Annotated in this window: 13 protein-coding genes; 6 read left to right on the top strand and 7 right to left on the bottom strand. The window is 46.4% G+C overall.

What is annotated here, in order from left to right; all coding sequences use genetic code 11:
- Positions 1–43 precede the first annotated feature (43 nt).
- From hemG to R7Z47_RS21230, 3 genes are read right to left on the bottom strand one after another with little or no spacing between them, the layout of a single operon-like run.
- Positions 44–571 (bottom strand): menaquinone-dependent protoporphyrinogen IX dehydrogenase, encoded by a 528-nt coding sequence (hemG, locus tag R7Z47_RS21240; RefSeq protein ID WP_005378894.1) that lies wholly within the window; start codon positions 569–571, stop codon positions 44–46.
- Between the two features lie 9 nt (positions 572–580).
- Positions 581–2,038, bottom strand: a complete 1,458-nt coding sequence (locus tag R7Z47_RS21235) for a TrkH family potassium uptake protein (RefSeq protein WP_005378893.1) — start codon at positions 2,036–2,038, stop codon at positions 581–583.
- A 46-nt stretch (positions 2,039–2,084) separates the two neighbouring features.
- The gene (locus R7Z47_RS21230) at positions 2,085–2,708 is read right to left on the bottom strand and encodes a YigZ family protein (protein WP_170897609.1); all 624 of its coding nucleotides are present in this window, start codon (positions 2,706–2,708) and stop codon (positions 2,085–2,087) included.
- A 261-nt stretch (positions 2,709–2,969) separates the two neighbouring features.
- Here R7Z47_RS21230 and fadB point away from each other — a divergent pair, with 261 nt between their 5' ends.
- The 3 genes from fadB to R7Z47_RS21215 all read left to right on the top strand — a co-directional run bounded on the left by fadB (position 2,970) and on the right by R7Z47_RS21215 (position 7,564).
- Positions 2,970–5,141 carry a fatty acid oxidation complex subunit alpha FadB gene (gene fadB, locus R7Z47_RS21225; RefSeq protein WP_262607081.1) on the top strand — a complete coding sequence of 724 codons (2,172 nt, stop codon included), beginning with the start codon at positions 2,970–2,972 and terminating at the stop codon, positions 5,139–5,141.
- A 14-nt stretch (positions 5,142–5,155) separates the two neighbouring features.
- Positions 5,156–6,331, top strand: a complete 1,176-nt coding sequence (gene fadA / locus R7Z47_RS21220) for an acetyl-CoA C-acyltransferase FadA (RefSeq protein WP_005378883.1) — start codon at positions 5,156–5,158, stop codon at positions 6,329–6,331.
- Between the two features lie 252 nt (positions 6,332–6,583).
- A complete protein-coding gene (locus R7Z47_RS21215) occupies positions 6,584–7,564 on the top strand; it encodes an MDR family oxidoreductase (RefSeq protein ID WP_005378882.1) in 981 nt (326 codons plus the stop codon).
- A gap of 52 nt (positions 7,565–7,616) precedes the next feature.
- Here R7Z47_RS21215 and R7Z47_RS21210 read toward each other — a convergent pair whose 3' ends face one another.
- Both R7Z47_RS21210 and R7Z47_RS21205 read right to left on the bottom strand, forming a co-directional pair.
- A complete protein-coding gene (locus tag R7Z47_RS21210; RefSeq protein WP_017821924.1) occupies positions 7,617–8,561 on the bottom strand; it encodes a LysR family transcriptional regulator in 945 nt (314 codons plus the stop codon).
- 167 nt (positions 8,562–8,728) lie between these two features.
- Entirely contained in the window at positions 8,729–8,911 is a 183-nt protein-coding gene (locus R7Z47_RS21205; protein WP_005378880.1) for a hypothetical protein, read from the bottom strand.
- 133 nt (positions 8,912–9,044) lie between these two features.
- Here R7Z47_RS21205 and tusA point away from each other — a divergent pair, with 133 nt between their 5' ends.
- Positions 9,045–9,293 (top strand): sulfurtransferase TusA, encoded by a 249-nt coding sequence (tusA, locus tag R7Z47_RS21200; protein ID WP_005378879.1) that lies wholly within the window; start codon positions 9,045–9,047, stop codon positions 9,291–9,293.
- Positions 9,294–9,337: 44 nt separating this feature from the next.
- Here tusA and R7Z47_RS21195 read toward each other — a convergent pair whose 3' ends face one another.
- Both R7Z47_RS21195 and R7Z47_RS21190 read right to left on the bottom strand, forming a co-directional pair.
- Positions 9,338–9,598 carry a hypothetical protein gene (locus R7Z47_RS21195; protein ID WP_005378878.1) on the bottom strand — a complete coding sequence of 87 codons (261 nt, stop codon included), beginning with the start codon at positions 9,596–9,598 and terminating at the stop codon, positions 9,338–9,340.
- 160 nt (positions 9,599–9,758) lie between these two features.
- Complete coding sequence (locus R7Z47_RS21190; RefSeq protein ID WP_005378877.1) at positions 9,759–10,313, bottom strand: TMEM165/GDT1 family protein; 555 nt, start codon at positions 10,311–10,313, stop codon at positions 9,759–9,761.
- Between the two features lie 484 nt (positions 10,314–10,797).
- On the opposite strand from R7Z47_RS21190, the gene glyQ reads away from it, so the two are divergent.
- Both glyQ and glyS read left to right on the top strand, forming a co-directional pair.
- A complete protein-coding gene (gene glyQ, locus R7Z47_RS21185; RefSeq protein WP_005383818.1) occupies positions 10,798–11,715 on the top strand; it encodes a glycine--tRNA ligase subunit alpha in 918 nt (305 codons plus the stop codon).
- Positions 11,716–11,728: 13 nt separating this feature from the next.
- Positions 11,729–13,795 (top strand): glycine--tRNA ligase subunit beta, encoded by a 2,067-nt coding sequence (gene glyS, locus R7Z47_RS21180; protein ID WP_005378875.1) that lies wholly within the window; start codon positions 11,729–11,731, stop codon positions 13,793–13,795.
- Positions 13,796–13,933 lie beyond the last annotated feature (138 nt).

Here is a 13,933-nt window from a genome sequence, read left to right as displayed (position 1 = left end):
CGGATAAATTTGCATCAAAAGCGGTCAAAAGAGCACGTTATTTCTACAGTTCTCTAAATTTATCTGCGAAAAGAGCCACTTTTTCCCAATTGGTGTACTCCACCTCTTTGGTCGTATCGGTTTCGCCACCCGTCATCGACATAATGAACCTAATCATAGTTCTGTCGAACCAGCTATAACGTGGGTAATAAAGTGCACCAGCAAAAACACCGATTAGCGTTGGTTTCCAAGGCGACTTAATTAGGAACTTGCGAATGTAGGCACTACCTTCAGGTGTATCCTTTCCTTGGTCCTCTTTACGAGCGGTTAGGTTTACGCAGAAAAATGCCACTTTATTTTGCTCCAATTGATTGAGGTTTCGCTCAATAAACTGGTATAGCTTTTTATTAAGATGGCCATAGCGAATAGAGGCGCCTATCAATACTCTGTCGTATTGGCTGAAGTCAATCGTCTCGACATTATGTAAATCCACCAGCTCACAATCGAAATCTGGAAGTTGTTCATCTATATAGTGGAGAATTTTTTTAGTCTGCCCTTCGCGGGAAGAGTATAGAAATAATGCTTTTGCCACGATTTCCCCTTAGCTACGCCAAAACGTCGGCGTAAGTAGAATAAGTAAGGTAAAGATTTCCAAACGACCAAACAGCATAGAAACTATTAATACCCATTTTGCTTTGTCGTTAACATCACCAAAGTGAAGCGCCACTTCTCCCAAGCCAGGACCGAGGTTGTTTAGAGTCGCAGCCACCGCCGAGAACGCACTGAGCTCATCCATTCCTGTTGCAATCAACCCCAACATACAAACCACAAATACCAATGCGTATGCGGAGAAGAAACCCCAAACCGCATCGACAACACGTTGCGGTAGGGCACTGCCACCTACTTTGATGGTGTAAACCGCGCGTGGATGGACTAAACGTTTTAGTTCACGCGCACCTTGTAAGGTAAGAAGCAGGATACGGATCACTTTCATGCCGCCGCCTGTTGAACCAGCACAACCACCTATAAAGGAAGAGAACAATAACAGCACAGGTAAGAAGAGCGGCCAATCCGCAAAACCTGTTGTCGTAAAGCCCGCTGTTGTGGATATTGATACGGTTTGGAACAGAGCCTGATCGAAAGCATCGTATGTCGATGTGTAAGAGTGATGTTTCAGTAATAATAGAAAGCAAATGATAAATAGCAGCACTTGAATAAACAAGAAGGCGCGAAACTCAGGATCTTTCCAGTAATACTTGGGATGTACGCCACCTGATGCAAATGCAGCAAAGTGCAGTGTGTAATTACATGCAGATATAAGCAGAAAAACCACCGTAATCAGGTTAATCGCGTAACTATCAAAGTATCCGATGCTGGCATCGTGGGTAGAAAAGCCGCCAATAGCAATGGTGGAAAAGCTGTGACTGATGGCGTCAAATGGCGTCATACCAGCTAACCAAAAAGCCGAAGCACAGGCGATAGTCAGGCTCAAATAGATGTACCAAAGCGCCTTAGCAGTTTCTGCTATGCGTGGCGTCACTTTAGTATCCTTGACTGGACCAGGGATCTCGGCGCGGTAAAGCTGCATACCACCGATGCCAAGTACTGGCAAAATCGCCACCGCTAATACGATAATTCCCATACCGCCGAACCACTGAAGTAACTGTCGATAGAATAGAATCGCTTTAGGTAACTCATCCAAACCAACAATAACGGTCGCCCCGGTCGTCGTGAGAGCAGAAAACGATTCAAAAAACGCATCTGTCACTGAGACGTTCGGGTTGTCAGCAATGAGAAAGGGGATCGAGCCTGCACTGCCAAGTACTGTCCAGAATAAGACGACAATAAGAAAGCCATCTCGAGCTTTAAGCTCGTGCTTATACCTGCGGTTTGGGTACCAACAAACGGCCCCACAAAACAGCAGAACAAAAAATGTCGTGACAAAAGGCACACCAGCACCATCTCGATAGATCAGAGCAACGAGTGCTGGCGCAAGCATAGTGACACTAAAGAGTGCGAGCAGTAGCCCGACGATTCGAATAATTGAACGAAATTGCATGGATAAATTGACTAGCGAAGCTGTCCCTGTTGCTTCCTGTTTTTCATTATTGTCCGTCTAGCGGAGTGACAATTGCCTTTGCTCCGCTTTTATTGATGATTGCTTGGGTAAACGCGCTCACTTCTCGAAGCTCAATTTCCACCATTAATACGACCTGATCGCTGTATTCAGCCTCGACTTCTATCGCACCAAATTGCGGCATGATTGATTGTGCGATCGGCATAAACCCATAGTCTAACGTTAGTCTGAGCTTTGTGGTTATTTTTTTCTCAATAGTTTGAAGCAGCTTGAGCGCTTGTTGTACCCCACCCCCATACGCTTTAACCAAGCCGCCTGTACCTAACTTGATTCCACCAGAGTATCGCGTAACCACAGCCGTGATCTCCCCCACACCAGATCCAGACAGCTGCGCCAGGATCGGTTTGCCTGCAGTTCCGGACGGCTCCCCATCATCACTAAAGCCCCATTTCATTGAATCTTCCGGGCGACCAGCAACAAAGCCCCAACAGTTATGTCTAGCATCAGCGTGTTTAGCTTTGATTTGATCAACAAATGCTTTTGCAGCTTCGATACTTGGCGTGTGTGCCAAATAAGTAATGAAGACGCTCTTTTTAATTTCTTCTTCAAATTGAGCGGGCTCTGCTGGAATCAGATAAGGCTTGTCATTCATAGGATTATGGATTCAGGTCTATTTGCCTGAAGTCTATCACGAGTGTGATTTACCCGTCGCATAAGATCTGCCACAGCGCACAATGTTAAACACTTGTTTAAAAAATGTATTGAAATTAAACAATCCACGATCCAAACTAACTTTACTGGTCAAACCAGAACAAAAATAAAACGACTTCCTCGATACCTATCTGCCGAGGTACACGGCGTCGTTGAAATAGGTATACAGACAATCCACGATTGTATGTCATGGAGATAGACAATGATTTACCAAGCCGAAACCCTACAGGTAAAGGAAATACAAGATGGTATTGCAGAGCTAAGCTTCTGCTCTCCAAAATCCGTCAACAAACTCGACCTAGCGACATTGGAATCGCTAGATAAAGCTCTTGATGCGCTCATTGCCCATCAAGGCCTCAAGGGGTTGTTGCTCACTTCAGATAAAGACGCATTCATTGTAGGCGCAGACATTACCGAGTTTTTAGGTCTGTTTGCTAAAACGGATGCCGAGCTCGACCAATGGCTGCAATTTGCTAATAGCATCTTTAACAAATTAGAAGACTTACCCGTTCCGACCATCTCAGTGATCAAAGGCCACGCTCTTGGTGGCGGTTGTGAATGTGTGCTAGCAACAGACATGCGTATTGGTGACAAAACCACCAGCATCGGCCTACCAGAAACGAAACTGGGAATCATGCCTGGCTTTGGTGGTTGTGTACGCTTACCTCGCGTTACTGGCGCAGACAGCGCAATGGAAATCATCACCCAAGGTAAAGCATGCCGAGCTGATGAAGCATTGAAAATTGGCTTACTCGATGCAGTTGTAGAGACTGATGCTTTATACGAATCAGCACTACAAACTCTTAACTCTGCAATTAACGAGAAACTTGACTGGCAAGCACGCCGAGCACAGAAAACATCTCCGCTAACGCTGAGTAAGCTTGAATCAATGATGAGCTTCACCATGGCGAAGGGTCTGGTGGCACAAAAAGCAGGTCCTCACTACCCTGCCCCAATGACAGCCGTTATCACGATTGAAGAAGGTGCTCGCTTTGCACGTAATGAAGCGTTAGACATTGAACGTAAGCACTTCGTGAAATTGGCTAAATCGGAAGAAGCAAAATCACTCGTTGGCCTATTCCTTAATGATCAATACATCAAAGGCATTGCGAAAAAAGCAGCGAAGTCAGCAAGTAAAGACACGCAACGTGCAGCCGTATTAGGTGCAGGTATCATGGGTGGCGGCATTGCTTACCAATCAGCGCTAAAAGGTGTGCCAGTCTTAATGAAAGACATCGCGCAAGCGTCGCTCGACCTAGGCATGACTGAAGCATCTAAGCTGCTGAATAAACGCTTATCTCGCGGTCGCATTGATGGCTTTAAGATGGCGGGTATTTTAGCGTCAATCACACCGAGCTTACATTACGCAGGTATTGAAAACTCTGATGTGATTGTTGAAGCTGTAGTTGAAAACCCGAAAGTAAAAGCAGCAGTTTTAAGTGAAGTTGAATCCCATGTCGGTGACGACACCGTTATCACCTCAAACACCTCAACGATTCCTATCAACCTATTGGCAAAATCACTAAAACGCCCAGAAAACTTCTGTGGTATGCACTTCTTCAACCCAGTGCATCGTATGCCTCTTGTTGAGATCATCCGTGGTGAGCACACCTCTGATGAAACCATCAATCGTGTTGTGGCGTATGCTGCGAAAATGGGCAAATCACCAATTGTCGTTAATGACTGCCCAGGGTTCTTCGTTAACCGCGTATTGTTCCCATACTTTGGCGGCTTCAGCATGCTACTTCGTGATGGTGCTGACTTTACGAAAATCGACAAAGTCATGGAGCGTAAGTTTGGCTGGCCGATGGGACCGGCGTACTTGCTTGACGTAGTCGGCATTGATACCGCGCACCACGCACAAGCTGTGATGGCTGACGGTTTCCCTGAGCGTATGGGTAAACAAGGTCGTGATGCGATTGATGCACTGTTCGAAGCAGACAAATATGGTCAGAAAAATGGTAATGGCTTCTACAGCTACACCATAGATAAAAAAGGTAAGCCGAAGAAAACCTTCTCCGAAGCGATCTTACCGGTACTTGCTGACGTTTGTGCCGATAAGCAGGACTTTGACGATCAGACCATCATTCAACGTATGATGATTCCAATGATCAACGAAGTGGTGCTGTGCCTACAAGAAGGCATCATCGCGACTCCGCAGGAAGCAGATATGGCATTGGTTTATGGTCTTGGTTTCCCTCCATTCCGCGGTGGCGTATTCCGCTATCTAGACAGCGTGGGTATTGCTGAATACGTTGAAATGGCAAAACAACATGCCGAGCTAGGTGCGATGTACCAAGTACCGCAAATGCTGATTGATATGGCGGCGAAAGGTGAAAGCTTTTACGGTGCACAACAGCAAGGTTCTATCTGAGGAGGGATTCTAAAATGACTAATCAAACAAGAAACGTTGTCGTAGTCGATTGTCTACGTACTCCAATGGGTCGCTCTAAAGGTGGTGCTTTCCGTCATACACGAGCAGAAGATCTATCTGCGCGCCTAATGACAGGCATTCTTGCGCGTAACCCACAAGTGAACCCAAGCGAGATTGAAGACATCTACTGGGGCTGTGTACAGCAAACACTAGAGCAAGGCTTTAACGTTGCACGTAATGCGGCGCTGCTTGCTGGTCTGCCGATTGAAATTGGCGCCGTGACGGTGAACCGCTTGTGTGGCTCATCAATGCAAGCGCTTCACGATGGTACACGTGCCATCATGACTGGCGATGCTGAAATCTGCCTAATTGGTGGTGTTGAGCACATGGGGCATGTGCCAATGAACCACGGTGTAGACTTTCACCCAGGTATGTCAAAGAACGTAGCAAAAGCTGCGGGCATGATGGGCTTAACGGCTGAAATGCTTGGTAAATTACATGGTATTAGCCGTGAGCAACAAGACGAGTTTGCCGCTCGCTCTCACGCTCGTGCGCACGCAGCAACCGTAGAGGGTCGTTTTAAAAACGAAATTCTACCAATTGAAGGCCACGCAGCAGACGGCACACTGTTCACTCTGGATTACGACGAAGTGATTCGCCCTGAAACATCCGTTGAAGGTCTATCTCAACTTCGCCCAGTGTTCGACCCAGCAAACGGTACAGTAACAGCCGGTACATCATCGGCTCTGTCCGATGGTGCATCAGCGATGTTGATCATGAGCGAAGAGAAAGCCAATGAGCTTGGCTTGAAGATTCGTGCACGTATTAAAGGCATGGCCATTGCGGGCTGCGATCCTTCTATTATGGGTTACGGTCCTGTACCTGCGACGAAAAAAGCGCTCAAGCGTGCCGGTCTTTCAATTGAAGACATGGATGTGGTTGAGCTAAACGAAGCATTTGCCGCGCAGTCTCTGCCGTGTGCTAAAGACTTAGGCCTGCTTGATGTTATGGATGAGAAGGTCAACCTTAACGGTGGTGCGATAGCATTGGGTCATCCACTCGGCTGTTCTGGTTCACGTATCTCAACAACGTTGATCAACCTAATGGAAGCGAAAGACGCGAAATACGGTCTGGCCACCATGTGTATCGGTTTGGGTCAGGGCATTGCGACAGTATTTGAACGACCATAACAGTTCAAGACGTTGTTGTAGTGATCGAGCCAACAATCATAAGCAAATGAACTAATAATAAAATTTTTAGTATTACACTTAAGGGCGACAATTGATGTCGCCCTTTTTGTTTTACATCAAACATGCATGAAGAGCATACATTAAATGCTCAAGTTTCATTTTATTCATAGACAAAGAAGACATACACTTAGACCAGTTGATATCTTGCTGCATGTGACCCAGAGTCATGCTACCGCACAATCGGAGAACCTTATGTTTAATGCTCTAGTTCTAAATCAAGAAGACAAACGTACTATCGCTAACATCGAGCAAATCGATGAAACACAACTGCCTGAAGGCGACGTTCTGATTGACGTTGATTACTCATCGTTAAACTACAAAGACGGTCTTGCGATCACAGGTAAAGGTAAAATCATCCGTAACTTCCCGATGGTGCCAGGTATTGACCTAGCAGGTACGGTAGTAAGCTCAGAAGACGACCGCTACCAAGCTGGTGACAAAGTTGTCCTTACTGGCTGGGGCGTGGGTGAAAACCACTGGGGTGGTATGTCTCAGCGTGCTCGTCTAAAAGCAGATTGGCTAGTACCACTACCAAAAGGTCTAGACAGCAAGAAAGCAATGATGGTTGGTACTGCTGGCTTCACTGGTATGCTGTGTGTTCAAGCACTGCTTGATGCAGGCATCAAACCTGAAAATGGCGAAATCCTAGTAACTGGCGCAAGTGGCGGTGTAGGCTCAGTCGCAGTAACGCTTCTAGCACAGCTTGGCTACAAAGTTGCTGCAGTGACAGGTCGTGTAGAGAAAAATGGCCCGCTACTTGAAAAACTAGGTGCTAGCCGCATCATCGACCGTACTGAATTTGAAGAACCAGCACGTCCGCTTGAAAAACAAGTATGGGCAGGTGCGGTTGATACTGTAGGCAGCAAAGTACTAGCAAAAGTATTGGCGCAAATGGATTACAACAGTGCAGTTGCAGCTTGTGGTCTTGCAGGTGGTTTTGATCTACCAACCACAGTGATGCCGTTCATCCTACGTAATGTTCGCCTACAAGGTGTGGACTCAGTAATGTGCCCAACAGAGAAACGTATCGCTGCATGGGAAAAGCTGGTAGAGCTACTACCAGACAGCTACTTCGAGCAAGCGTGTACTGAAGTTGCTCTTGCTGAAGCACCGAAATATGCAGAAGACATCACCAACGGTCAAGTAACGGGTCGTGTGGTTATCAAGCTATAAACACTGACTCAGTGTAAACAGACGAAGAGCCGGCATTGCTGGCTCTTTTTTGTTAGCAGTTCAGTCCCATATCTTCGATACGTTTAGCTATCAGACGACTACACTCTTCACGCACAATCGTTCTTAACCATTCTTGAGCGGGAGAATGCTCGCAACGCGCATGCCAAATCATCGAGTATTCAAACGGCGTGAATTGGAATGGTAACGGTTTCACCACCAAGTCATAACGCTCGGCAACCAGATACGCCAAATCCGCTGGCACTGTGATGATAATTGGCAAGGTATCCATGATCGCCAATGCGGCTTCTAAATGGTACGCCCGCAGGACCATTTTACGCTTAGGTTTCTCCATCAAAGCTTGTTCGATCAGTGCCTTAACACCATCACTGATGGCGATCATGGCATGTGGATGACTCAGATAATCATCCAAGCTCATTTCTTTATTCGCTAATGGATGCTGTTTTGAAAGCATACACAGCACCCCCACTCGCCCCAACACTTCACTGCGTAGAGGCTCCACCGGGCCTGTCGGGCGACAAATCGCTAAGTCTGCACCTTCATAAGTGAGCTGATCTGATAAACGGTCGTGTTGCAGTGGTAAGAAGTTGAAAGACACGTTTGGCGCTTCTTGGTAAATTCTCGGCAAAGCGAACGGTAAGATCGTTTGCATGGCATAGTCGGTGGTCACGATGTTGAAAGTCTGTACGCATTGCAATGGGTCAAACTCAACCGGAGATAACAACTGACGTAAAGACTCTAATGGTTCGCCCAATGAGCGATCGATCTCTAACGCTTTCTGAGTTGGGATCAAATGCTGTCCCTGACGAGTAAACAGCGGGTCTCCCAATAAGTCGCGTAGACGACCAAGCACACGACTCATTGCCGATTGACTCAAGTTCAGACGTGTTGCCGCCTTACTGACACTGTTTTCTTCTATCAGTACTCGCAACGCAACCAGTAAATTTAAATCTCGGCGATAGATGTCTTCCAGTTCCACGAATTAGCCACTTATTTTGTATGTGTTTGGGTAAATTGTACTCTTTAGGCAAAAAAAATCCCGCCTTTCAGCGGGGAAGCCCAAGAAAAATGGGGATAGTGTCGGAATGAAGTGTCGGTAAAAATAGGTGAGCGTTATTAAAAGCATTCTGATCCAAGCAAGAAGCGCTAATTTTCTTGCTCAGATGCGCCAGACCATCTGCGCATCTCGATCCAAATCCCAATAATAGTGGCAACCATGCCTACTAGAGGCGTCAAAGAGGTGTCAGCTGGCGTCCTGAGTACCAATGCACAAAACGAGATAAAACACAGCACTGAGTAAATCGTAAGTCTGTCTAACGCTGTTAACATTGCCTCTCCCTTGCCAGTTGTTACCAAATTGTTAATTTAAGGTAAAACAAAAAATTCGGTTTGCCAAGTGGTTATTGAATATTTTTTCAACGAAAGTAAAATTCAACGCTCAGTTAGTTACGAGAATCACACTATGAGCTTTAATCCTGAACTGGCAAACAAGACATTAGAGGCGGAAGGACTGCGCTGCCCAGAGCCAGTGATGATGGTCAGGAAGACAATTCGCAACATGCAAGATGGTGAGATTTTGCTGGTCAAAGCAGACGATCCATCCACAACTCGAGACATTCCGAGTTTCTGCCGCTTTATGGACCACCAATTAGTTGCGGCACAAACGGAGCAAGTTCCGTATCAGTACCTGATCAAGAAAGGATTGGAATAATCTGGTCGAACTAAAAACGGCAGCCAATATTGGCTGCCGTTTGTTTATTCGTCGTATTCGAGTGTGCGAACTTCTGATTGGAGCTTGTTAAGTTGTTTCTTCATTGCCCGCATCTCTTCATGCATAGGAATGATGTGAGCGACACGAATCCACGCTTCTACTGTCAATCCAGTAAGAACGAACGATCCTGCTACAATCGGTAACCACATATCAGTTAGCACCATCGCTAGTAAACACAGCGCTAAACCAAAAGTGAATAAATAACTCTGACTCTTCGGGGACATCCCCATGTAACGTGTAAGCATAAACTTGCCCTCTCGCTATCATTCACACCATTAAACTACCATGACAAGTATGACACTTATATGTCATCCGTCACGCAACGGAACGATTTAGAGTCAGAGTTTGAACTCGCGCAGCACGCCACTAATGATTGATAACTCACATCATTTCAAGTGCAAAAAATCAGAACAGTGCAGCCCCTATTGCCAGAGCAATAAACAAAAATGCGGTGATTTTACGGATCAGCCCTAAAGGCATCTTGTCGGCCGACAATTTACCAATCAGGACCACAGGAACATTCGCCAGCAGCATACCGATTGTGGTACCGATAATCACCAAACTTAACGCATCCGCGTATTGCGCCCCTAAGATGGAAGTGGCGATCTGAGTTTTATCGCCTATCTCCGCAACGAAGAACGCGATAAAGCTGGCAATAAATGGGCCTCGATTAGAAATCTGTTCGTCATCATCCAGTTTGTCCGGGATCAGAACCCAAGCCGCCATCGCGACAAAACTGACCACCAGCACCCACTTTAAAATCTCAGGTGATAGATAGTCTGCGACAACCACACCTAACCATGCAGCCAAAGCGTGGTTGGCAATAGTTGCCAAAAAGATTGCTGCAATAATTGGGATTGGTTTTCGGTAACGACTTGCGAGTAATAGAGATAGCAATTGGGTCTTATCGCCAATTTCTGCTAACGCTACAGTAGTAATTGAAATAGCTAAAACGCTCACGACATGCTCATTGGGGCAGGGATTATTATTTTTAACCGAAGACAAACCTCACGCCCCTACCCCGGTTCGTGATGATTTGTCTAAGGTCTTGCTAAACTTGAAAGGCTTCAAGTCTCGAACGCCATGGTGATTTTGCACCAATTATGTTGACGGACGAACCAGATGAAACAGAAACTTCATCAGGTAAGCTACTCCCCAAAGACAGGCGCAATTCTAGCCACCTTTGTTGCGCTTCTCAAGAGCCAAAGCAGGCAAAAACTCCCTTTTAGGAAAAATACAGCAGATAACGCGGTAAAAATTCATTAAAGGAGAAAATCGCCCACGAATTAATCAAGATTAGCTCTACTCCCATGCTCAATATCTGGTTATACTAGATTGTTAATTTATTCAACCGTAATTACTCTTTATCGCCGTTGTTAGAGTTGAAAAACTCGGCATAGATGACGAATTAACGAGTAACAAGAGAATCGCGCGAACCTGACTTATGCAAAAATACGATATCAAAACCTTCCAGGGAATGATCCTCGCGCTGCAGGATTATTGGGCTCAAAATGGTTGTACCATTGTTCAACCGCTAGATATGGAAGTGGGTGCGGGTACCTCTCACCCAATGACCTGTCTACGAGCGCTTGGCCCAGAGCCAATGTCGACAGCTTACGTACAACCTTCACGTCGTCCTACTGATGGCCGTTACGGTGAAAACCCTAACCGTCTTCAGCACTACTACCAATTCCAAGTAGCGCTAAAACCATCGCCTGACAATATTCAAGAGTTGTACCTTGGCTCCCTTGAAGTTCTTGGTATTGACCCTCTTGTACACGACATCCGTTTCGTAGAAGACAACTGGGAAAACCCAACACTAGGCGCATGGGGTCTGGGCTGGGAAGTTTGGCTAAACGGCATGGAAGTGACCCAGTTTACTTACTTCCAGCAAGTTGGTGGTCTTGAGTGTAAGCCAGTAACTGGTGAGATCACTTACGGTATCGAACGTCTAGCAATGTACATCCAAGAAGTAGACTCTGTTTACGACCTAGTTTGGAACATCGCACCAGATGGCAGCAAAGTGACTTACGGTGATATCTTCCACCAAAATGAAGTAGAGCAATCGACTTACAACTTCGAGCACGCAGACGTGGAATTCCTATTTGGTTTCTTCGAACAGTGCGAGAAAGAGTGTAAAGAGCTGCTTGAGCTTGAAAAGCCACTGCCACTACCTGCTTACGAGCGCATTCTAAAAGCCGGTCACGCATTCAACCTACTAGACGCACGTAAAGCGATCTCAGTAACTGAACGCCAACGTTACATCCTACGCATCCGCAACCTGACGAAAGCAGTTGCAGAAGCATACTACGCATCGCGTGAAGCTCTTGGCTTCCCAATGTGTAAGAAAGAACAAGCGTAAGGGGTAGAGTAACATGGCAAAAGAATTTCTAATCGAGCTAGGTACAGAAGAGCTACCACCAACGCAACTTCGCACTCTAGCAGAAGCATTCGCAGCAAACTTCGAAGCAGAACTAAAAGGCGCTGAGCTTGCTCACGAAGGCGTGAAATGGTTCGCGGCACCTCGTCGTCTTGCACTTAAAGTAGCAGCACTGGCAGACAGCCAGTCTGACAAAGTTGTTGAAAAACGTGGTCCTGCGGTTTCTGCAGCGTTTGACGCGGAAGGCAACCCAACAAAAGCGGCTCAAGGTTGGGCACGCGGTTGTGGCATCACGGTTGACCAAGCAGAGCGCATGGTTACAGACAAAGGTGAATGGCTACTGTTCAAACAAGAAGTGAAAGGTCAGCCAACGTCTGAGATCGTAGTTGAACTTGCAGCGAAAGCACTAGCAAACCTACCTATCGCAAAACCAATGCGCTGGGGTAACAAAACGACTCAATTTATCCGTCCAGTTAAGACGCTAACCATGCTAATGGGCAGCGACCTAATCGAAGGCGAGATCCTTGGTGTCGCTTCAGACCGCACTATCCGTGGTCACCGCTTCATGGGTGAGCAAGAGTTCACTATCGATTCTGCTGAGCAATACCCTGCGATCCTAGAAGAGCGCGGTAAAGTAATGGCAGATTACGAAGCGCGCAAAGCAATCATCCTAGCTGACGCACAAAAAGCGGCAGCAGCGGTTGGCGGTATTGCTGATCTAGAAGATGACCTAGTAGAAGAAGTAACGTCTCTGGTTGAATGGCCAGTGGTACTAACAGCGAAGTTTGAAGAAGAGTTCCTAAAAGTGCCTTCTGAAGCGTTGGTTTACACCATGAAAGGTGACCAAAAATACTTCCCTGTTTACGACGAAAACAAGAAGCTACTACCTAACTTCATCTTCGTATCGAACATCGAATCAAAAGAACCTCGTTACGTAATCGAAGGTAACGAGAAAGTGGTTCGCCCTCGTCTTGCTGACGCAGAATTCTTCTTCAACACAGACCGTAAGCGTCCGCTTATCGACCGTCTGCCTGAACTAGAGCAAGCGATCTTCCAAAAGCAACTGGGTACGATCAAAGACAAAACAGACCGCATCACAGAGCTTGCTGGCTACATTGCTGAGCAAATCGGTGCTGACGTTGAGAAATCAAAGCGTGCTGGTCTATTAGCAAAATGTGACCTAATGACCTCAATGGTATTCGAATTCACGGATACTCAAGGTGTTATGGGTATGCACTATGCTCGCCACGACGGTGAAGCAGAAGAAGTTGCAGTAGCACTGAACGAGCAATACATGCCTCGTTTCGCAGGTGATGAACTGCCATCAAACGGTGTTTCAACTGCAGTTGCAATGGCAGACAAGCTAGACACTATCGTAGGTATCTTCGGTATTGGTCAAGCACCTAAAGGCAGCGACCCATTCGCACTACGCCGCGCATCTCTAGGTGTACTACGTATCATCGTTGAATACGGCTACAACCTAGATCTTGTTGACCTAGTAGCAAAAGCGAAGTCACTGTTTGGCGACCGCCTAACCAACGACAACGTTGAACAAGACGTTATCGAGTTCATGCTTGGTCGTTTCCGTGCTTGGTACCAAGACGAAGGTTTCAGCGTAGACATCATTCAAGCGGTTCTAGCGCGTCGCCCGACGAAACCAGCAGACTTCGACCAACGTGTTAAAGCGGTTTCTCACTTCCGTGAACTAGAAGCAGCAGAGTCTCTAGCAGCAGCGAACAAACGCGTAGGTAACATCCTAGCGAAATTCGACGGCGAACTAGCAGCAGACATCGACCTAGCACTTCTACAAGAAGACGCAGAGAAAGCACTAGCAGAAAGCGTTGAAGTAATGACAGAAGCGCTAGAGCCAGCATTTGCTACAGGTAACTACCAAGAAGCCCTAAGCAAGCTAGCAGACCTACGTGAACCAGTTGATGCGTTCTTTGATAACGTAATGGTAATGGCAGACGACGAAGCACTTAAGAAGAACCGTCTGACACTACTGAACAACCTACGTAACCTGTTCCTACAGATCGCAGACATTTCTTTGCTTCAAAAGTAATTCATTACTCTTAGAAGTGATTAAGAAATAAGTAAAAGGGAAGCAGATGCTTCCCTTTTTTGTTGCCTTCAAACCGATGACGGTGACGCTTATTATTCATTTTGTGAACAAGACTAAAATTTGTAGGGTGAGACGCGT

Origin of the sequence: Vibrio sp. 1641, from assembly GCF_033339995.1 — a bacterium.
GTDB classification, from domain to species: Bacteria; Pseudomonadota; Gammaproteobacteria; order Enterobacterales; family Vibrionaceae; genus Vibrio; species Vibrio alginolyticus.
Note: the sequence above shows the minus strand (reverse complement) of the source record. Positions and strands in the feature narration are given on the sequence as shown.